The sequence below is a fragment of the Paenibacillus sp. FSL R10-2199 genome (genome assembly GCF_038000235.1).
Classification (GTDB): domain Bacteria; phylum Bacillota; class Bacilli; order Paenibacillales; family Paenibacillaceae; genus Paenibacillus_AQ; species Paenibacillus_AQ phytohabitans.
Map to the genome: position 1 here is coordinate 5,022,289 of NZ_JBBOBO010000001.1, position 21,742 is coordinate 5,044,030.

Here is a 21,742-nt window from a genome sequence, read left to right on the forward strand (position 1 = left end):
AGATATAGCATATCAAACATAGGTTGGTGGTCAGCACAATGAGCATGGACAAACCGGAAGACCGTAAGGAATTAATCTATTTCCAGGAGCTGTGGGCGGAATCCGCCCACGTTCCGCAAGCCCCGGCGATCCCCTCTAAGGAAGAGGCTAAGGCAATGCTCCTGTTTATGGAGGCAGGGGACAGGGAAGGACAGGCGGCAGTGAGGGAACTCAGCCGGGATTTCACTTTAATTACAGTGCTGGCGGGAAGCGCCTTCCACAAACAGGACGGTCATGCTTACACGATCAATCCTGCGGTGGAGCAGGATTATACCGCTGTGCTGGCTGAAGCTGCCAGGGACAACCTGCAAATCGCCTATATGGCGATGCTCTGGAAGAATACCGCGCCGCCGGATGATTCACTGACACCGCCGGATACCGGTGCTATTTTCAATATTTTTCATTGGGTTCAGGCCTTTCATGCCCTTAAGCTGCGGCTGAATATCCGCTGGTTGTCCGTCTCCCGGAGCGGCGGCGGAGAGCAGCCTGCAATCGAAGCTTTGGGAGCCTACGGCAGCTCGCTGCAGCGGGTATATCCGCGTCTTCGCTTCACTCATATCGGGCTGCAGGATGGAGAAGCGAATCTGGCGGAACTCATCCGGGAGGAAAGCCTGCTGACCCGCTTTGCTTTTGCACATGAAGTGAGATATACGGGTGGCTGCCGATTGGAGCAGCAGTTCAGCGAGCTTAACCTGGGGACAGACGGGCCTGCTCTGCTGAAGCAGGGCGGCGTGTACATGATTTCCGGCGGAGCCGGTGCGCTGGGCATGATCCTGAGTACTCATCTCGCGGAGAAATACCGGGCGAAGCTGGTTCTGTTGGGCAGAAGTCCGCTTACAGCCTTAGTGGAGGATAAACTGGCGGCCTTGCGTGCCTCCGGTGGAGAAGCGCTGTATCTGACCTGCGATATTGCGAAGACCGCTGAAGTGCATTCGGCAGTCCGGCTGGCCAAGCAGCATTACGGAGTCCTTAACGGTGTGGTACATGCGGCGGGACAAGCGAGCCATCAGCTTATTTTTCAGAAAAGCACGGCCGCCTTCACTGAGATTCTTCAGCCGAAAATCGCGGGTATTGCTGCTCTGGATGAAGCCACGCAGCAGGAGCCGCTGGATTTCTTTGCTGCCTTCTCCTCGACTTCATCCCTGCTTGGGGATTTCGGACAGTGTGATTATGCCGTGGCGAACCGGTTTTTGGACCGGTTTTGCCGCCGCAGGCAGCAAAAGGCCGAGAAGGGCGAACGGCAGGGCAGAAGCCTCTGCCTGAATTGGCCGCTATGGGAAGCGGGCGGAATGCATCTGGACAATCAGGGGGAACAGCTCTATCTGCAGACTTCCGGGATGGGGTATTTAACAGAGGCGCTGGGCATCAGCGCTTTTGAAGCCATCCTGGCGGGCCAGGAGCAGCAAGCTGCAGTAGTATACGGGGAACGAACAAGGCTGGAAACGCAGCTGAGGCTGAAGCCGAAGGAGGCCGAGCAGGCCAGAGGAGGAATAGCTAAGTTGGAGGAGCATACGGGGAATACAACCGAGTCCATGGAAGAACAGGTAATGCGCGATGTGCTGCACCTGGCGGCGCAAATTTTGCAGACACAGCCCGGCAGGCTGAACCCGGAGGAGAACATGGGCGATTTCGGCTTTGATTCGATTTCACTGAAGGAATTTGCTGACGGGTTAAGCGAGCTGTATGAAATTGAACTGTCTCCGGCTGTCTTTTTCGCCAAAACCACACTGAGCGAGCTGACCCCGTTCCTGCTGGAGGAATTCAGCCGGGAGATTCAGGCGCATTATGCTGCGGCGACTCCTGTGACTGATTCACTTGACCAGCAGATACGTATTGCACCGCTGCCGGCACAGGAGGCAATTCCTCAGAATCCACAGAATGCTCCGGCTGCGCAGACAGTTCCGCTTGAGGTTCCCGCCGGTCTGCCCCGCATGAGAGCTGGTGCAGGGGAAGAACAGCCGCCTGCGCTGCTGCCGCTGGCACAGAAATTCTCCGGCCGCAGCAAGACAAGCCGCACAAAGGCCGTGCACGAAGCTACGGCGCGGCGGGATGTGGCGGTGATTGGCGTGAGCTTCAAGCTGCCGGGTGCAGACACGGCGGAGGAGCTGTGGAATTTCCTCGAGCGCCAGGAGAATCAGATCCGGGAGATTCCTGCAGACCGCTGGGACTGGAAGGCCTATTACAGCACCGACCCGCAGGCTGAGAACCGCACCAATTCCCGCTGGGGCGGCTTTATCGGCGGCCATGATACCTTTGACGCCAAGTTCTTCCAGCTGTCGCCCCGCGAAGCGGAGCTGATGGACCCGCAGCACAGATTATATATTCAGGCGGTCTGGAAAGCGGTGGAGGACAGCGGATATAAAATGTCTACACTTGCCGGGAAGCCGGTGGGCGTATTCTCCGGCGTCCAGTTTACCGATTACCAGCAGTTATTGTCCGCGAATATGGAGAAGATTCAGGCCCAGTCCAGCATTGGCAACGCAACGGCCTTGCTCAGCAACCGCGTCTCTTACCTGTTTAATTTCAAAGGGCCCAGCGAATCAATTGATACCGCCTGCTCCAGCAGTCTCGTAGCCTTGCACCGGGCGGTGAAATCCATTCAGCACGGCGAGAGCAGCCTTGCGCTGGCAGGCGGGGTGAGCCTGATGCTTGATCCCAATACCTATGTAGGTGCTGGAGTCATGGGCGTATTCTCACCGGAGGGGCAGTGCAAAACCTTTGACCGCAGTGCGAACGGCTATGTCAAAGGAGAAGGCGTCGGCGTCGTAGTGCTGAAGCCGCTGGATCAGGCCGTGGCGGATGGCGATCACATTTACGGCGTGATTAAAGGCACAGCCGAGAATCACGGAGGCCGGGGTCATTCCCTTACCGCTCCCAATCCGGATGCGCAGGCTGAGCTGGTGGTGCAGGCCTTCACCGAAGCGGGCGTAGATCCGGCTGCGGTATCGTATATCGAAACGCATGGAACGGGAACGGAGCTGGGCGACCCGGTGGAAATCAACGGGCTGAAAAAAGCCTTCTCCGAGCTGTACCATAGCCGGGGCCAAGCTCCGGCCCCTGGTCCGCAGATCGGTCTCGGCGCGCTCAAGACGAACATCGGGCATCTGGAGCCGGCTTCCGGTATTGCCGGAGTGATTAAGGTTCTGCTCTCCCTCTCCAAGGGCAAGCTGCCGGGTAACCTGAATTTCAAGGAGCTGAATCCTTACATTCAACTGGAAGGCTCCCCGTTCTACGTACTGGAACGCACGAAGACCTGGGAGGCCAAGGTGGACACGTCCGGCCAGTCCTTACTACGCTGCGCGGGTGTCAGCTCCTTCGGCTTCGGCGGCACGAACGCCCATGCCGTCATCGAGGAGTATGTGCCGTCTGCGGCTCCTGCGCAAACTGCGGATGAACCTATAGTATTCCTCCTGTCGGCCAAGAACAGTGACCGGCTGCGCGAATACGCCGCACTCTTCCGCGGCGCTCTAGCCGAGGCTGCAGATATGCGAGGGATCGCCTACACGCTCCAGGTGGGACGCGAAGAGCTGGAGGAACGGCTGGCTATTATCGCAGCCACTGAAGAGGAGTTGCGGGACAGGCTGGCCGCTTATTGCGGCGGATACGAAGCACCCGGCCTGTACACGGGCAGCGTTAAGAAATCCCGTCCAGAGACAGGAGCTGAGGACTATTCACAAGCGGTTATCGCCCATGCCTTGGCGGCTGCGGATCACGTTACCCTCGCCAAGGCCTGGACAGCCGGAGCCAGTATTTCCTGGACCGAGTTGTATGGGAATCAGCGTCCGGCGAGAGTTTCCTTGCCGAGCTATCCATTTGCACAGACCCGGTATTGGATGCCGCTGAAGAAGGCAGACCCCGCTTCCGTCAAGATTGTGGCCTCAGCCTTGCACGCCCTGATCGACCGCAACCTGTCGACGCTGTATGAACAGGAGTTCGGGAAGACCTTTCAGGGCGACGAGTTCTATCTGGCTGATCATGGGCATGTTCTGCCGGGCGTTGTCTATCTGGAGATGGTCCGGGCAGCCGGAGCCTTGGCCGATCCTAAGCATGTTGTAACCGGAATCCGCAATGTGGTCTGGTCGAGTCCGGTGCTTGTGGACAAGGAAGCGTTACTGGTCAGAACCGCTGTGCAGCCCGGACCCCAAGGGATTGACTTCAGGATTTACTCCGAGCAAGGCGGGCAGCGGGTGGAGCATGCCCAGGGCAAGCTGGAGCTGGGTTCTTCCGGGGACTTCCGGCAGGAGAGCCTGGATATCAACGCCATAATCGGCAGAAGCAGCGGCGGGGAGCAGGAAGCGCGTGCCTATTATGAGCTGCTGGGCAGCCTGGGCGCTGAGCTGGGCAGCCGGTTCTCGGGGATTCAGGCTTTGTACTGCAATCCGTCCGAAGCCGTCTCCAGGCTGACTGTTCCGGACCGTCTTATGACCACATTGGATCATTATCAGCTGCACCCGACCCTGACCGACGGAGGCTTGCAGTCTGCGGTGGCTTTTGCCTACCGGACCGGGCTGATTGACCGGCAGGTGCTGTTTGTGCCGTTCGTGCTGGGACAGCTCGAAATTCTGGATGCTTCTGTTCAGCCCGCCTACGCCTATGTTCAGCGTTCGCCGGGTCAGGGACTGAAATTCGATATCGCTTTTGTGGCAGAAGCAGGACAAGTGGTTTCAAGAATGAAAGAGCTTGCCATCCGTCCGTTTCAGGTGAACCCGCTGGCGGGAACCTCCGCAGCAGTGCATCAGCCAAAGTCCGCCGGAAGTGAGCTGGTCTATTTGACCCCGGGCTGGGTGGAGAGTCCCATAGATCCACTTGCGCTGCCGTCTGCTCCGGGAGCCAAATTGCTGCTCATGGGCGGCGCTTCGGCGGAGAAGGAGGCGAGTCTGACAAATGCACTTGCGGACACTGCCATTCGGGTAAGCTTTGGCTCAGTGTACAAGTCACTAGCCGTTAATCAGTTTCAGATTGATCCAGCCGATCCGGAGAGTTATACGAGACTGGCCGAAGCCTGCGGCATTGCTGAGGATACGAAGCTGCAGATTGTTTATCTGCTTAGCGGCACAGGTGCCCGGACGGTCAGAGAGTGTGTGGCTCAGGACGTCTATCCCGTGTTCCATCTGTCCAAATGGCTGGCTTCCTTCGGGTTCCGAAGCCCGGTCCGCCTGTTCTGCATATACCGCGATGAGAAAACGGTGGCCGCCTATAGTGCATTGTCCGGCTTCTTCCGCTCAGCCGTGCTGGAGAGTCCCAAATTGCAGGGCAGCCTGATCCATATTAAGGATCACAGCAGGTTGAATCATGTGCTGGAACAGGAGTTTTCAGGCAGCCAGCCTGAGCATGAGGTGAAATATGAAGCGGGCTGCAGATATACCCGCCAGTTAATCCCTGCACAGCCGCCCCGGGACCGTACGCGCAGGCTGAAGGCCCGAGGTGTCTATATGATTGTCGGCGGACTCGGCGGACTGGGCTATAGGGTTGCCGAGCATCTCGCAGAGAATTACCAGGCGCGCCTGGTGCTGTGCGGCAGAAGCCCGGAAGGTGACCCGGCCAAGCTTGAGCGGCTGAAGTCGCTGGGTGCAGAGGCGGTCTATCTTTCGATGGATTTGGCCGATGCGAAAGCGGTGGAGCTTACGGTAGCGGAGATTAAGAATTTGTTTAACCAGCTGGATGGAGTTATTCATTGCGCCGGAGTAATCAAGGATTCGCTGCTGGTTAAGAAGAACATGGCGGATATTGCCGATGTGCTCAGTCCCAAGGTATACGGAACCGTATATCTGTACCGGGCGTTGTCACGGGAAAATCCGGAGCTGCTGTTCGTGCCCTTCTCCTCCTCAACCGCGTTAGTCGGAAATATCGGCCAGAGCGATTATGCCTATGCCAACAGCTTTTTGGATCATTATGTAGCGCTGATGAATGAGAAGCGGGGCAGAAGCGATACCGCAGTGAACTGGTCCCTGTGGGAGAATGGCGGCATGCAGGTGGACGGCGCTACCAGGGAATTGCTCTGGTCAAAGTTTGGGATGAACCCGCTGTCTGATGAACAGGGACTGCGGGCCCTGGAAGACAGCCTGTCCTTCCGGGAGGACCAGGTGATGGCGGTAGCGGGAGACAGGGAGAAGCTCATCCGTACCTTCACCGGCCAATTTCGCCAGGCCAGCCGGCAAAGCCGGCAGCCGGAAGGCAGTTTCGCCGCTGCGGCCGCTGCGCCTGGGGATAACGAACGAAGCCATCAGCTGGAGGAAGCGCTCATCGGCATCATGGCGGATATTCTCAAGAGCAGCCGGAGCGAGGTCAGCCGGGATACTGATCTCAGTGAGCTTGGTTTTGATTCGATCTCGTTCACTGAGCTGTCGAATGCTATCAACCGGGCCTTAGGAGTGGAGATTACACCAACGCTGTTCTTCGAGCAGTCTACTCCGGCGGCCATTGCGGAAGCGATATACGGTGAATACCGGACGGTGATTGACCTTCATTTTGCACCGCCGGAACGAGGCGGCGAACGCCTCCCGGTTCAGGCCCTGCAAGCGGAAGCACGGCAACCTTACCTTCAGCCGGAGACTGCATTCAGGCTGCTGCACCGCAAACCGGATACCTCCTTGTTCCCGAACCTGGCGGATCGATCTGGGCGGAACACCGGTGCCCTGCCGGACACCAGGGAGCCTATCGCTATCGTGGGCATGAGCGGGATGATGCCCGGAGCGGACAATCTGGAGCAGTTCTGGTCCAATCTGGAAGCACAGAAGGACATGGTCACCACCATTCCTGAAGACCGCTGGAGCTGGCAGAACCGCTACGGCGACCCGCGCCGGGAGACGGGCAGAACCGATGTGAAATACGGTGCCTTCCTTAAGCGCATCGACACCTTTGATCCGCTCTTCTTCGGCATTTCGCCGGTGGAAGCGGAGAAGATGGACCCGCAGGAAAGACATATGCTCCAGACCGTATGGCATACGCTTGAGAATGCGGGCTACAAGCCGGAGGAACTGTCGGGAACCCGGACCTCGGTATTCATCGGGGTATCGAACGGGGATTATCAGGAGTTGCTGCTGAAGGATGAGATTGCCACCACGCTGACCCGCACGATGCTGACGAACCGGATTTCTTATTTCTTCAACTGGAGCGGACCGAGCGAGCCGATTGACACGGCCTGCTCCAGCTCGCTGGTAGCCATCCACCGGGCGGTGGAATCGATCTGGCATGAAGGCTGTCCATATGCAGTCGCAGGCGGAATCAATCTGATCGCCAGCCCGAACCTGTTCATCGCTGGCAGCAGCCTGGGGATGCTGAGCAAGGACGGGAAATGCAAGACCTTCGACAAGGACGCCGACGGGTATGTGAGAGGCGAAGGGGCAGGGGCGCTGCTGCTTAAGCCGCTGTCTGCCGCGCTTAGGGACAAGGATTATATTCATGGCGTGATCCGGGGAACAGCGGTCAACCACGGCGGGAAATCGAATTCGATTACTTCCCCGAATGCCAAATCCCAGGCGGAAGTCATTATCCGCGCACATGAGCGGGCAGGCATAGACCCTTCCACGGTCACTTATATTGAGACGCACGGAACAGGTACCAGCCTGGGCGATCCGATTGAAGTAGAGGGACTGAAAAAGGCATTCAAGGCTCTGTATCAAGAGTGGGGGAAGCCGGAATCAGAGCTGCCGCAATGCGTAATCGGCTCGGTCAAAACAGCAATCGGCCACCTGGAATCGGCGGCAGGCATAGCGGGTGTAAGCAAAGTGCTGCTGTCCATGAAGCACGGGAAGATTCCGGGCAATATTCACTTCAAGGAGCTGAATCCCTATATCAAGCTGGAAGGCAGCGGTCTTAGCATTGCAGGGCAAACTGTCCCATGGAAGCCGCTTGCCGGAAGCCGGGGCAGTGAGATTCCGCGCCGGGCGGGCATCAGCGCTTTCGGTGTAGGCGGAAGCAATGCGCATATCATTCTGGAAGAATACCGCAATCCGCCGGTTGAGCTGCCTGCAAACAGCCGCTCCCGGCACATCATTATCCTGTCTGCCAAAAGCCAAAGCAGTCTAAAGGAGAACAGCCGCAGACTCCAGGACTTTGTCGCCCGCAGCCTTGCGGGAGAGGCGGCCCTTCCTGCGGAGGACAACGCCCACAGTCTGGAAACAAGCCTGCGGCGCGATGTCATTGCCTTGTTCAGGCAGGTGATGGTTCTTGACGGTGAGGACATTGATCCTGCGGCGGAGCTCGAGGAATATGGACTGGACGCGGTCAAGAACGTGCAGCTGCTGGAATTGCTGAAGGACAAATTCACTCTCGAATTCAAGGACGCCGTGTACGGCTTCTCTTCGCTCAACAGTCTGGTGATGTTCCTGTTGCAGCACGATCCCGAGGGGATCAGCAGTTACTACGCGGCGGGACGCAGTAGAGTGCACCTGGAAGGAACTGCTCTGCCGGACAGCCTCACCCTGGAGCAGCTGGCTTACAGTCTGCAGACCGGACGCGCTGAAATGACGGAACGGCTGGCCATTGTGGCCGACAGCCTGAGCATGCTTCACGGGAAGCTGGGAATGTACCTGTCCGGGCAGCAGGATCAGGCGGGCATACATGAAGGACAGAGCAGCCAGCGCTCGGCGCTCAGCAAGCTGTTCGACGGCGAGGAGAGCCGCTTGTTCATGAATGAGCTGCTGCTGGGAGAGAAGCTGGACAAGATTGCCCAGCTATGGGTGCAGGGCGTTGCCATTGACTGGACGGCCTGGTACCCGCAGCCACTGCGCAAGACGCCGCTTCCCGAGTATGCCTTTGATGAGGAAAGATACTGGCTGCCCGGACCGGACCGCATAAGCGCGCCAGAATCTGCCCTAAGCCCGGTTCATACTCCGGAAGCAGAAGCACATGCGGAAGAAGAGCCGGTTGTTCTGGATGACGATCAGCTGCTGCTGTGGCTGAACAAGGTACACAAAGGGGAAATAAGCGCCGAGAACTTAAATCTGTTAGTGGGGGATCTCTTGGAATGAGCACCTATTCGAGAATGCAGTTGTTAAAGCTGGTGGAGAACCAGCAAATGTCTCCGGAGGAAGCATTGAAGATCATCAGGGAGAACAGTCAGCGTCCTGCAGGCCAGCCACAGCATCAGCCGCAGCCGCCGATCCAGGAGGAGCCGCTAATCGCGGCTCCTGCGGACCGGCAGGATTTGGGCTCGCAATTGAACAAGCTCCTGGTGGAGGGAGTAGCCACGCTGCTTAAGGTACCGGCGGGCAAAATCCACCCGGATGCCGACTGGAAAAGCTTTGGGTTTGATTCCATCAGCTTCACGGCCTTTCACAGCTATCTGACGGAGAAGCTGGGATTCAGCTTTCCCCTGGATGTCTTCTTTGAATACAGCACGATCAATACCTTAACCGGATTCCTGCTGACCCAATCCTCCGGTGCAGAGGTCAGCTTCAGCGGGGAGCCTGCTGTACAGCCTACGGGTCACCTGCTTTCTCAAGGCCCCGCTGAGACTGGGAAGTTCACCCCTGCCCGGCAGGATTCCCTATGGCTGGTCAACAGTTCGGATACCTTTTTCCTCGACTTTTGGAGCAAGCTTGCCGACTCCTCCATCAATGCTCCAAGGACGGGTTATCCTCCGCTGTCCACAGCTGAGCTGGATAGAGTCGCGCACAAATACATCCAGCTGCTGGTGAATACCTCGGCCGGTCAGAAGATGGAGGTAGTAATCTCCGGTCAGGGCAAGCCGCTGGTCATTGTCGGAGGTGTGGGTATGGCTTCGCCGATGATTCTGCATCAGCTCGATTATTTCTCAAGCCGCTACCGGGTCATCAGTATCCATAATCCGGGCTGCGGACTCAGTGAGGATATCGACAATTACTCGCTGGAGCACAGGGTCAAGGTGATTGCGGAGGTGCTGGACAATCTGGGAGTGAGCGGGCTGGTGGATTTTGTAGGCATTTCCTGGGGGGGACTCGTCGGGCAAACGTTCAGCGTGGAGTATCCGGAGCGGGTTTCCAGCCTGATCCTGGTCAGCTCCATCTATGAAATCGTCAATGAGAACCCGCAAATGAATGCCGACGCAGCGATGAAGAAGGATCTTGAAGCAGTCGAGCGGGGGCTGGATTCCCTGGAGCTAATGGAATACGGAAAGAGCATCAACAAGCAGATTTTCACGAAGTATATGGAATATTATCTGCCCGGCAATCACAAAAGCTACTCGACCATCCAGCTGATCGGCCGCATTCAGGTGCCGGTACTGATCGTATACGGCAAAAAAGACACCATCATCAATACCCGGCAATCCAGAGAAATGGCAGTTGCAATTCCGGGGGCCCGCTGCGTTGAAATGGAGGACGCCGCCCATTTCCTGTTCATGACGCATCATGAGCAGCTTCACCGGGCGGTGGAAGAGTTCATCTTCCGGCCGGAGGCTGAACCCTTCAGCCTGCGGGACAGCTACGCGCAAATTCTGGATGCTGAGCAATTGCGCAGATCAGAGCTGGACATACGGGGAATCGAAGGCTACGGGGGACTGGAAGAGCGTCTGAATGAGCTGTGCATGAGCTATGCCTACCGTTATATCAGGCAGTGCGGTCTCGACACCACTCCCGGTACGATTCATGACCGGACTGAGTGGGTGAAGAGGCTGAAGATCCTCCCCGGATATACCAAGCTGCTGGACTGCATGATCGACATGCTGGCGGAAGACGGCGTGGTGAAGCTGCTGAACAGCCGCGTCAAATTCATCAAGGCCGAAGCGGAGATTCCGCAGCCGCAGGAGCTGTATGAGGCCTGTCTGCAGGATTTCCCTGAGTTCCAGGGGATGCTCCAGTTCCTGGATTATTGCACCGGCAATTATAAGGATGCGCTCAGCGGACGGGTCCCTCCGGTCAGCGTGCTGTTCCCTAAGGGCAGCTCGGACGCCCTGGAGCGGAGCAACCGGGATACCGTGGAGCATGGCAGGGAACGGGTCTATGCCCGGGTGGTGCATGATATTCTCTCCATGCTGATCGCCAGGGACGGAGGCGGTAGACCGCTCAATATTCTTGAGGTCGGCGGCGGAACCGGACTCTTGACCCGGCAGCTGCTGGATCTGGCAGAACTCCCGAATGTGAACTACTATTTCACCGATATCGGCGAATATTTTATTAACAAGGCGAAGGATGAGCCCGAATTCACTTCCCTGCGCTTTAAGACTTTTGATATCAGCAAAAATCCGGCAGAGCAGGGCCTGGCACTGCACAGCTTTGATGTTGTGCTCGGGCTGAATGTGGTCCATGCCACTAAGGATATCGGCGGAACGCTGGCCAATTTGCGGCAGCTGCTTGTGCCGGATGGTCTGATGCTGCTGATTGAAGCCTGCAAACGCCTGCGCTGGGTGGATATGGTCTGGGGGCTGGCCGAAGGCTGGTGGATGTTCGAGGACCGGAGCCTGCGCGATAAATCTCCGATTATTGACCCGTATGCCTGGGAAAAAGTATTCGTGGACGCCGGTTATCAGGACATTCAGGTCTTCCCTGGCGACGATGAACGGCGCTTTATGGCCGACTGTGTTCTTGTTGCAGCCCACAAAAGGTAAAAATTCAAAAATATGATACTAATTTTAACATTATACAGCATAAACATTCATTGACATTGAAGGAAATCGTAGATGATAATTTAGTAGATTCATAAAGAAAATTGTGGAAATATGACAAACCAGATTTTCGAGGAGGCGGACATGGAAGCAACGTATGATCTGTTTACCATCAAAACGCAGTGTATGACTTTTTCTAACTACGCTTATCTCGGAATTGACAAGACCTCCCGTAAAGCTTTTGTTGTTGATCCATCCTGGGATGTATCGCAAATGATCCAGATTTTGGAGAAGCAGGGCGCATCCCTGGAGGCTGTACTGCTGACGCATTCTCATTTCGATCACACCAATATGGTCAAAAAACTGGAAATGCTCTATCATCCGTCGGTCTATATTTCCAGAACAGAGGCGGACTACTACAGATACCGCTGCACCCGGCTCAGAACCGTTGAAGACATGGACCGGATACGTATCGGGGACACCCAAATTACTTGTCTGGTGACTCCAGGGCATACGCAGGGAAGTGTCTGCTACTGGGGCGAAGACAACCTTTTCTCCGGGGATACGGTATTTATCGAAGGCTGCGGCTTATGCGACAGCGAGGGGGGCTCGGCAGAGGATATGTATTACAGCATCCACCGGCTGATCCGGCTGATTCCGGCACATGTGCGGGTTTTCCCGGGCCATTCCTTCGGCGATCCGCCGGGCAAAGAGATGAGCTATCTCTATAAAAGAAATCTGTATTTCCAAATCGATGACATCAATCATTTTGTGAAATACAGGAACAGAAAGAACAATGCCAGAGTTTTTGATTTCAAATAAGCTGCTCAAATTCAGGAGGTACCGTAATGCACAGCGAAATGGTGTTTATGTTCTCCGGGCAAGGCTCGCAATACAACAAAATGGGTCTTGAATTGTACGAGAATCAGCCTGTGTTTCGACAATCCATGGAACAGCTGGACCGTATTTTTCATGATCTGACCGGCAAAAGCGTAATAGAAGAGCTATATCTCAACACCAAGCGCAAGGGTTCCAGATTCGAGGATATCCTGTATACCCATCCCGCGATCTTCATGGTTCAATATGCGCTGGCGGAGACTTTGAAGGCTGAGGGAATGACTCCCCGCTATACGCTGGGGGTAAGCTTGGGGGAATATGTGGCGCTGGCGGTGGCTGGGGTGCTGACGGCTGAACAGGCGCTGGAGCTTATCGTGAAGCAAGTCGAGCTGCTCAAAAAGACCTGCAAAACCGGTGCGATGATTGCCATTCTGGACAATGAACAGCTGTATCACGGGAATGCGGAGCTGAATACCCGCTCGGAGCTGATTGCCGTGAACTTTGAGAAGCATTTTACAATCGCCTGCAAACGCGAGCATGTCAAAGAAATTCAGCAGTTTATCAAAGAACGTAACATCGCCAGTCTGAAGCTGCCTGTGAACTATGCCTTTCATTCCGCATCCATCGATGAACTGGAGGAGCCTTACCGTACATATTTGCAGAAGATTGACTACAAGACTCCAGCCCGGGGAATCAGTCTGGTATCGGCTATGGCCGGGGGAAGCGTGCAGGCTGTGGGAGAGTCCTTTTTGTGGGATGTGCTAAGGAAGCCGATGAATTTCCGCGGTGCACTGGAGAGTCTGTCCTCCGGCGGGGAGCGGCTGTTTCTCGACCTGGGTCCGTCAGGTACACTGGAGAATTTCAGCAAATACATTCTGGAGCAGCCTCAGGTCCGGCAGGTACGGTCTGTGATTACGCCAATGGGCAGCGAGCTGAAGAAGCTGAATGAGATCGTGGCCGAGTATGGGCAAATGAACCTTAAGAAGGAGGCGTGGGAGCCGAAGATGAAGATGAAGTCATATTTATTCCCGGGGCAAGGCGCGCAGTTCATGGGTATGGGAGGCACGCTGTTCAAGGAGTTCCCCGAATATACCGCGATTGCCGACCGGGTGTTGGGCTACTCCATTGAAGAGCTGTGTCTGAAGAACAGCAGCAGGCTGCTGGATACTACCGCTTATACACAGCCCGCGCTCTATGTCGTTAATGTCCTGTCCTATCTTAAGGAGCTGCGGGATTCCGGGGAGGCCCCCGATTTCGTAGCCGGACACAGCTTAGGCGAGTACAGTGCGCTGTATGCGGCAGGCGTGTTCGATTTCGAGACCGGTCTTAAGATTGTGCAAAAGAGAGGCGCGCTGATGAACACGGCGACCGGCGGCGGTATGGCCGCCGTCATCGGGCTGACCGAGGAAGCCATTCACCGGATTCTCGCCGACCACCGCCTCGATAAACTGGATGTGGCCAACCTGAATACGCCTACGCAGATTGCCCTTTCGGGGCTGATGGAGGATGTGCAGGCCGCCAAAGAGATTTTTGAACAGAATGGAGCTTCCGCTTATGTCGTGCTGAATGTCAGCGGCGCCTTCCACTCCCGGTATATGCGCAGCTCGGCGCTCCAATTTCAGGAGTTCCTCAGCCAGTTCGAGTTCGCTCCGCCCTCTATTCCGGTTATCGCCAACTTGACGGCGCGGCCTTATTCCGTAGGCGATGCCGTACATTATATGACAGAGCAGATGGTCAGCAGCGTGAAATGGTCCGAATCGGTCCGTTACCTCATGGGCAGGCATCCCGAAATGGAGCTGACCCAGATCGGCCCGGGTCACGTCATCGCAGGCTTGGTCAGCAAAATCAAACGGGAAGCGGAGCCGCTGATCGTGGATGATGCCGCCGAGGCCCGGCTGTTATTTGCCGAATCGGCATCAACTGCCGAAGCCGACACAGCACCGGAAGCGGCTGAGCCTGCTGTAGCATTTGAAGCCCCTGTCACAGCTGAAGCTGTTGCAGCAGTTGAGGTACAGAACACGGCTGAAGCCGCGGAACAGGAGGATGCTTCCGAGAATACTGTAATCGTTCACGCTGCAAATGCCACAAATGAAGTAGATGCGATAAATGCAGTAAATGCGGTTGAGGTCTCTGAGGTCTCTACAGGATTTGAACCGTTCGCAGCTGCGGAAGCTCCGGCCGCAGATTTCACAGTGGAGCCGGAGCCTGTCCAGACGCAGGAAGAGGCGCTGGTACAGACTGCCTTCACCGGAACCCGGCTCGGAAGCGCGGCATTCAAGCAGCGCTACGGACTGGATTATGCGTATTTGCTGGGAGGGATGAATGACGGAATCTCCTCCTCAGAACTGGTTGTACAGGCTGGCAAGACAGGCTGTCTCGCTTTTCTGGGCGCAGGCGGGATGAAGCCGGCAGAGCTTGCAGATGCCATCCGCCATATCCGCCGGGAGCTGGGCAACAGCAAATCTATTGGGGTTGCCGTAACCTATCATCCGATCTATCCGAACCGGGAAGAGGAGTTGATAGAGCTTCTGTTGAGAGAGAAGATTCAATTGGTTGAAGCCTCCTCGTACCTCACCCTGACGCCGGCGCTTGTAAAGTACCGTTTGCTGGGACTTACGAGAGCGGAGGATGGAACTGTGCACCGCGCCAACCGGATCATTGCCAAGGTATCCCGGCCGGATATCGCTACACTGTTCATGCTGCCGGCTCCGGCCCGTATCGTGGACAAGCTGCTGGCCGACCGTCAGATTACGGCAGAGCAGGCAGAGCTGGCCCGGCTTGTTCCGGTGGCGGATGATCTTTGCGCAGCAGGAGATTCGGCAGGTCCGACCGATCAGGCCAACCTTATCAGCCTGTTGCCGACGCTTTTGCGTCTGAAGAAGGAATTGTCCCGTACCTTCGCTCCGGTGCAGGAGATGCACATCGGTGCCGCCGGAGGGATTGGAACCCCGGAAGCTGCAGCTGGTGTATTCCTGATGGGCGCGGACTTTATTTTGACCGGATCGATTAATCAATGCACGGTGGAGAGCGGGGCAAGCCCGGAGGTGAAGGAGCTTCTGGAGCAGGTGAACGTCTACGACATGGCCTATGTTCCTTCCCTGGAGCTGTTCGAGCTGGGCGGCAAGGCCCAGGTCCTCAAGAAGGGGCTGTTCTTCTCGGCAAGAGCCAACAAATTGTATGAGCTGTACCGCAATACCGGCTCTATCGCGCAGCTGGACAGCAAGACGAAGTCTCAGCTCGAAGACAAATATTTCGGCCAGCCGATGACGGACGTTCTGGAGGCATGCAAGCGCGGAATGTCTGCGGAGGAGAGGGCTGCTGTCCAGGGAGATTCGAAGCAGCAGCTGGCGGCCGTCTTCAAATGGTATATCGCCAAAGGCAAAGCCTCCGCCATCGCCGGCGAATCCGGCAATAAGGTCAATTACAGCATTATGTGCGGTCCGGCCATGGGAGCCTTCAACCAGTGGGTGAAGGGTACACCGCTGGAAGCCTGGAGACACCGCCGGGCTGGCGAGATTGCTGTCAAGATGATGAACGGGGCTGCCCAGATCATAAAAGGAGAGGTTCTTGTATGAACAAAGACCAGGTACTGGAGATTATGAAGAGTAAAATGATCGATATCCTGCCGGATTTGACAGCAGAGCAGATTCACAGGGAAGCAAGCATGAAGGAGCTCGGCGCGAACTCCATTGACCGCTTTGATATTATTTCCGACACCATGGATGAGCTGAACATTAAAATCCCGCTGCTGCAGTTCGGGAGCCTGAAGAATATCGGGGAGGTCGTAGATTTCCTGCATGAAAATCTATAACGGTGCAACAGGCTGGCGGTTTGAGGATTTCCGCCCGGTGACCGTCACCGGGATGGGGATCCTCAGCACGGCGGCAAGCGGTATAGAAGCCTTCGGGAGATCCCTGAAAGAAGGCCGTAGCGGAATTGGCTATCTTCAGGGATTAACCTATCCGGACGGACAGCCGCTGATCGGCGCTGAGCTGCGCGAAGAAGGGCTGCAGGAATCCTTCCGACGCTATGAAGGGGATTTATCGCGGAATGCCGGCCGGTTGTTCAGAATCTCCGGCAAATCGGTTAAGGCCTCCGCACTGGCCGGAGCCGAGGCATGGCAGCAGGCGAAGCTGAATGTAAGCAGGCCGGAGGCAGACCGGATCGGCCTGATCATTGCCGGAAGCAATATTTCTCCGGCGGTCAGCTATGCAGCAATGGTGGAATACGGACATCAGCTGGAGCTGCTGCATCCCAGATATGCGCTGAATTACATGGATACCCATCAGCTTGGGGTACTTAGTGAAATGTTCGGCATTCAGGGAGAGGGAGCGACGGTTGGCGGCGCCTCAGCCAGCGGAAATGCGGCGGTGCTGAGGGCAGCGCAATTAATCCAGCTCGGGATTGTCGATGTCTGTATGGTTATCGGACCTTTGGCCGATCTGTCCCCGCTGGAGCTGCAGGGCTTCCTCAATATTGGGGCGTACGGAGGCCGCAGCTTCCATGATGCACCCGCCTCAGCGTGCCGGCCGTTCGACAGCAGGCATGAAGGCTTCATCTTCGGGCAGGCTTCCGCCTGCCTGATCCTGGAGGGGGCGGACAGTGCCCAAGCCCGGCAAGTGGAGGTACTGGCGACTATAGCCGGCGGGGCGGCTGCTCTGGACGGACACAGCCTGTCTGATCCGAGCGAAGATGGACAGGTGCGGACGATGGAGCAGGCGCTCCGCACTGCCGGAATCGCCCCCTCTGTCATTGATTACATCAATGCGCATGGCACTTCTACACCGCTGGGGGATGTGACGGAGCTGAAATCAATCTCACGGGTGTTTGGCGGCCAGCTAAGTCACATCCGGTTGAATTCGACCAAAGCGCTGACCGGACATTGCCTGTATGCAGCCGGAGTGGTGGAAGCCGTGGCGACGATCCTCCAGCTGCAGGGGGATTTCCTTCACCCGCTGCCCTCTCTGGAGGACCCGATCAGCCGGGAGCACTATTTCGCTTCCAGCCTGGCGGAACCGGCGGGATTTACTTATGGGCTTAGCAATTCCTACGGCTTCGGAGGAATCAATACCAGCATTATCATCAGAAAAGGAGCAAGCTGAATGCGAGTAGGAATTGAGAGTATCAACTTTTACGGGGGACCGGCGGTGATCTCCGCCCGCAGTATCTTTGAAGGCAGAGGCCTTGACCTCAGCCGGTTCGATAATCTGATGATGGACCGGAAATCTGTGGGTGTAGCCTGCGAAGATGCTGTAACAGGCGGAGTCAATGCGGCGAAGCCGATCATCGATGCTTTAAGCGAAGAGGATAAGAACCGGATCGAGCTGGTGATTACTGCCAGCGAGTCCGGTGTGGATTTCGGCAAATCGCTCAGTACCTATATCCATGACTATCTGGGGCTGAGCCGCCATTGCCGGTTGTTCGAGCTGAAGCAGGCCTGTTACGGCGGAACGGCCGGGCTGCACATGGCTGCCTGCTTCATCGCCTCGGGTGCTTCCCCCGGAGCCAAGGCGCTGGTCATCGCCACGGATGTAGCGAGAGCAGCAGCCAAGAGCACCTACGGTGAGCCGACTCAGGCTGTTGGAGCCGTAGCCATGCTTATCAGTGCCAATCCGGAGATTCTGGAGCTGGACTTCGGCGCAACCGGACATTACAGCTATGAGGTGATGGATACCTGCCGGCCGCTGCCGGAGATCGAGACCGGGAACCCGGATTTGTCACTGCTGTCTTATCTGGACTGCCTGGAGAATGCCTATAAGAATTATAAGGAGAAGGTGGACGGTGTCCATTTTCAGGAGACCTTTGATTTCCTGGCCTTCCATACACCCTTCGGCGGCATGGTCAAAGGCGCGCACCGCAAGCTGATCCATGAGGAGCTGAAACTGAGAGGCGCAGTAGTCCAGCAGGACTTTGACAAAAGAGTCGCCCCGTCCCTGACCTACGGCATGCAGGTGGGCAATGTCTATTCCGCAGCTTTATACCTCAGTCTGTGCAGTCTGATTGATCAGGCGGATATCTCGGATTACCACAGGGTCGGATTATTCTCTTACGGCTCAGGCTGCTCTTCCGAATTTTACAGCGGGGTGATTACACCGGAATCCGTAAAGAAGCTAAGAGCGATGAACATTCAGGCGGGCCTGGACAGCCGCTATGAGCTCAGCTTTGAGGAATATGACGACATCCTGGACCAGAACGTGGAGTGGCTGTTCGGAATCCGGGACAAGAAGGTGGATTTCTCCGGATTCAGCCACGTCTATGATCACTTTTTCAAGGGCAAAGGTTATCTGGTTCTGACCGAAGTCGATGACTTTCACCGCAAATATGCGTGGAGCTGACAAGTGACTGCCATGGAGTATCATTCTATTGCCGTAAGTCACCTGGACGAAGGGCTCTACAGCATCCGGCTGAACCGTCCGGAGCACAAGAACAGTATCACTGCCACCCTGGTATCAGAGCTGCAGCATGCCTTAGTGATGCTGGAGGAGCTGGGCGCCTGCCGGGTGATTGTCCTTGAAGGTACGGGCGGGTATTTCTGTACCGGGATGAATTTTCAGGCGTTTACGGACGGCGAGGACGGCGCACCCGGTGATTCTGCCGCCCCGCCATCCGTAGACTTTTTGCAGACAATGAAAAGGATCGGCGAACTGTCCAAAATGGTGATCGCCAAGGTAGACGGGCAGGTGCTTGCCGGTGGGGTGGGGCTGATGGCTGCCTGTGATTATGTGGTCGCTTCGCCGCGTTCCACCTTTGCCCTGCCTGAAGCGATCTGGGGCCTCGTGCCCGCTCTCGTCAGTCCTTATCTAATCCGGCGGACCGGCTATTGGCAGGCATACAAGATGACCTTGACCACACTGCCCTTGTCCTCGGAAGAAGCGCTAGGGTGCAGACTCGCCGATGAAGTGAGTGCTGACCCGGATGCCAGCATTCTGCGGCTATACCGGAGAATCAGCCGGATCACGCCGCAGACAGTAAGGGAGATCAAAGGCTATTTCCGGCAAATGTGGATTATCAACGAAACGATGGAACATGCCGCCGTAGCCGAGATTGACAAGCTGACCGCTTCCGCAGAAGTCAGAGAGAACATTCAGAATTATGTGCGTTACAAAAGATTTCCCTGGGAAAAAGAATAGGGGCACAGAGATGCTATATACAACCTTCGCAAGGCAATACGAACAGTTCCTCTCCCAGACGGTAAGAAGGATCAGCTTTGAGCTGGAAGGCCCGGAGGATCGTTATGGGCTGAAGCTGAGTGTGGTCTCCCTGCCGCCGGAGGACGGGCCACTGGATTATCTGAGTGCGGCGGAGAAGGAGCAATACTCCGGGTTCAAATATCCCAGACGCCGCAACAGCTACCTGCTCGGCAAGCTGGCCGCCAAGATGGCTGTGGCCGGGGAGCAGGATGATCTGTCCGAAATTCAGGTTGATCACGGAATTCTGTGCCAGCCGCTGGTAGCCGGAAGCGACCGGAAGATTACGATTACCCATTGCGACACCCTGGGAGCGGCGGTTGATTATGACCCGCGTCTTCTGCTGGGTGTTGACATGGAGCTTGTGGATGAGAAGGCGATGGACGCGTTAAGAAGAATTACCTCCAAGGAGGAAGAGGCGCTGATGAAGGACCTTGGACCTGAGCTTGCGCCGACGCACTTCCTGACCCTGCTCTGGACGGCCAAGGAAGCGATGTCCAAAGTGCTTCAGACCGGCTTCACCGTTCCCACCGACCTGTTCGAAATCAAAGCGTGCACCCGCGGTGAGCAGGGAGTGATTAGCCAGTTCAAGAATTTCCCGCAATTCAAGGCCATATCCGTTCTGCGCCGTGAATATGTTTTTACCATTGTGCTTCCGGCCAAGGCCATGACTGACGGCTCGGAAGCCCGGTTATTGCAATGTCTGCAAGAAATGCTGCCATTATAACGTATGAGTATCAACCATTTCAGGAGGTGCTTTATGAAAAGTCTCGTCCTTTACACAAGCGTCTACGGAAGTACGAAGCAGTATGCGGAATGGATCGCGGAGGAGCTTGGAGCCGATCTCGCGGACATCGACACGTTTGACATTAAGCAGGCAGGCCAGTATGACACCGTAATTATAGGTACCTATGTGCGGGTACAGAAGCTGGTCATCGCCGATTATCTCAAGAAGGTCTGGGACCAGCTGCAGCATAAGAAGGTCATCCTCTTTTCCGTCTCCAAAACACCTGTGCAAAGCGAAGCCTCCATCAAGAACTACAACAAAAGCATTCCCGAAAAAATCCGTGCCGGGCTGAAATATTTCCCGCTGGAAGGCCGGTTTAACTTTGAACAGCTGGCCGACAAGGATAAAACCATGATGAAGGTCGGACAGAAAATGACCCGGCTGTTCATGGGCAAGGAAATGGCAGAAGAAATGGTCAGAAACTGCGACGATGTGCGCAAAGAAAACATTTCGCCGATTCTTCAGGAACTGCGCCAAACCTCATGAGCAGAACCTTGTCCAGGAAGGAGTGAGCGGATTGCAGATAGCAGTATGTGTCAAGCAGGTACCCTCCGCTCACATGGGGCCTGTTATGAACCCGGCGGATGTCTTTGCCCTGGAAGAGGCGCTGCGGATCAGGGAGCGCCAGGGCGGGAGCGTAACCGCCGTAAGTATGGGAGCAGAATCCGCAGCCCAGATCTTGCGGAGCTGCATCTCACTGGGTGCGGATGCAGGCGTGCTGCTGACCGACAGGCTGTTCGCGGGTGGGGACACACTCGCAACGGCCACTGTGCTCTCCCGTGGGCTTGAGCTAATAGGCAAGCCGGATCTGATTCTCTGCGGCACCCATTCGACAGATGGGGAGACCGCACAGGTCGGTCCGGCCCTGGCGGAGAAGCTGGGCACTGCGCACACCACGCATGTGCTGGATATCCTCGCCCTGGAAGAGCGGCACATCACCTGCAGGCGGATGACAGAGACCGGTTTTGAAATTGTGCAGCTGATGCTCCCGGCCCTGATAACGGTGCATAAAGGCATTAATCAGCCGCGGATGGCGACCATTAATGGAATTCTGAAGGCTAACCGCTGTGAAATCACCAGGCTGTCCGCCCAGGACCTGAGCCTGGACAAGCAAGCCTGCGGGCTTGCGGGATCGCCTACCCGGGTGCAGGCAACCCGGAATGCCGCAGACCGGCAGGTGCCCTTCACCGTAAGCGGCAAGAGCCTGCGGGAGCAGATTGAGGAGATCGCGCAGCTTTTGACAGATAAGAATATGTCACCAAGTATATGATGCTTTTTCTAAAATATAAGAATTTATATGTTTCACATGATAACTTATCCTTCTATTTCTCGCTGAAACAGTACCGTCCTTACAAAAGGACGGCAAAG

The 21,742-nt window shown here is 56.1% G+C and carries 11 protein-coding genes; all 11 read left to right on the forward strand.

Annotation, left to right across the window (positions count from 1 at the left end; all coding sequences use genetic code 11):
• Nucleotides 1–38 precede the first annotated feature (38 nt).
• The gene (locus NYE33_RS22090; protein ID WP_341067552.1) at nt 39–9,011 is read left to right on the forward strand and encodes an SDR family NAD(P)-dependent oxidoreductase; all 8,973 of its coding nucleotides are present in this window, start codon (nt 39–41) and stop codon (nt 9,009–9,011) included.
• On the forward strand, nt 9,008–11,566 hold the full coding sequence (locus NYE33_RS22095) for an alpha/beta fold hydrolase (protein ID WP_076243102.1): 2,559 nt from the start codon (nt 9,008–9,010) through the stop codon (nt 11,564–11,566). The genes NYE33_RS22090 and NYE33_RS22095 overlap by 4 nt, the downstream gene beginning before the upstream one ends.
• Nucleotides 11,567–11,677: 111 nt before the next feature.
• Entirely contained in the window at nt 11,678–12,385 is a 708-nt protein-coding gene (locus tag NYE33_RS22100) for an MBL fold metallo-hydrolase (protein WP_081956551.1), read from the forward strand.
• 26 nt (nt 12,386–12,411) lie between these two features.
• Nucleotides 12,412–15,975, forward strand: coding sequence for an ACP S-malonyltransferase (gene fabD / locus NYE33_RS22105; RefSeq protein WP_341067553.1), 3,564 nt, complete (start codon nt 12,412–12,414; stop codon nt 15,973–15,975).
• Nucleotides 15,972–16,211: an acyl carrier protein gene (locus NYE33_RS22110; protein WP_340945308.1), complete on the forward strand. Its 240-nt coding sequence runs from the start codon at nt 15,972–15,974 to the stop codon at nt 16,209–16,211. Before fabD ends, NYE33_RS22110 begins: the two co-directional genes overlap by 4 nt.
• Nucleotides 16,198–17,502 (forward strand): beta-ketoacyl synthase N-terminal-like domain-containing protein, encoded by a 1,305-nt coding sequence (locus tag NYE33_RS22115; RefSeq protein WP_341067555.1) that lies wholly within the window; start codon nt 16,198–16,200, stop codon nt 17,500–17,502. The genes NYE33_RS22110 and NYE33_RS22115 overlap by 14 nt, the downstream gene beginning before the upstream one ends.
• On the forward strand, nt 17,503–18,735 hold the full coding sequence (locus tag NYE33_RS22120; protein ID WP_042137626.1) for a hydroxymethylglutaryl-CoA synthase family protein: 1,233 nt from the start codon (nt 17,503–17,505) through the stop codon (nt 18,733–18,735).
• Between the two features lie 12 nt (nt 18,736–18,747).
• Nucleotides 18,748–19,530: an enoyl-CoA hydratase-related protein gene (locus NYE33_RS22125; RefSeq protein WP_340948937.1), complete on the forward strand. Its 783-nt coding sequence runs from the start codon at nt 18,748–18,750 to the stop codon at nt 19,528–19,530.
• Nucleotides 19,531–19,540: 10 nt separating this feature from the next.
• Nucleotides 19,541–20,314, forward strand: a complete 774-nt coding sequence (locus tag NYE33_RS22130; protein ID WP_076243105.1) for a 4'-phosphopantetheinyl transferase family protein — start codon at nt 19,541–19,543, stop codon at nt 20,312–20,314.
• Nucleotides 20,315–20,347: 33 nt separating this feature from the next.
• Entirely contained in the window at nt 20,348–20,860 is a 513-nt protein-coding gene (locus NYE33_RS22135) for a flavodoxin domain-containing protein (RefSeq protein ID WP_042137623.1), read from the forward strand.
• Nucleotides 20,861–20,891: 31 nt separating this feature from the next.
• Nucleotides 20,892–21,644: an electron transfer flavoprotein subunit beta/FixA family protein gene (locus NYE33_RS22140; protein ID WP_042137622.1), complete on the forward strand. Its 753-nt coding sequence runs from the start codon at nt 20,892–20,894 to the stop codon at nt 21,642–21,644.
• The last annotated feature ends 98 nt before the right edge of the window (nt 21,645–21,742 follow it).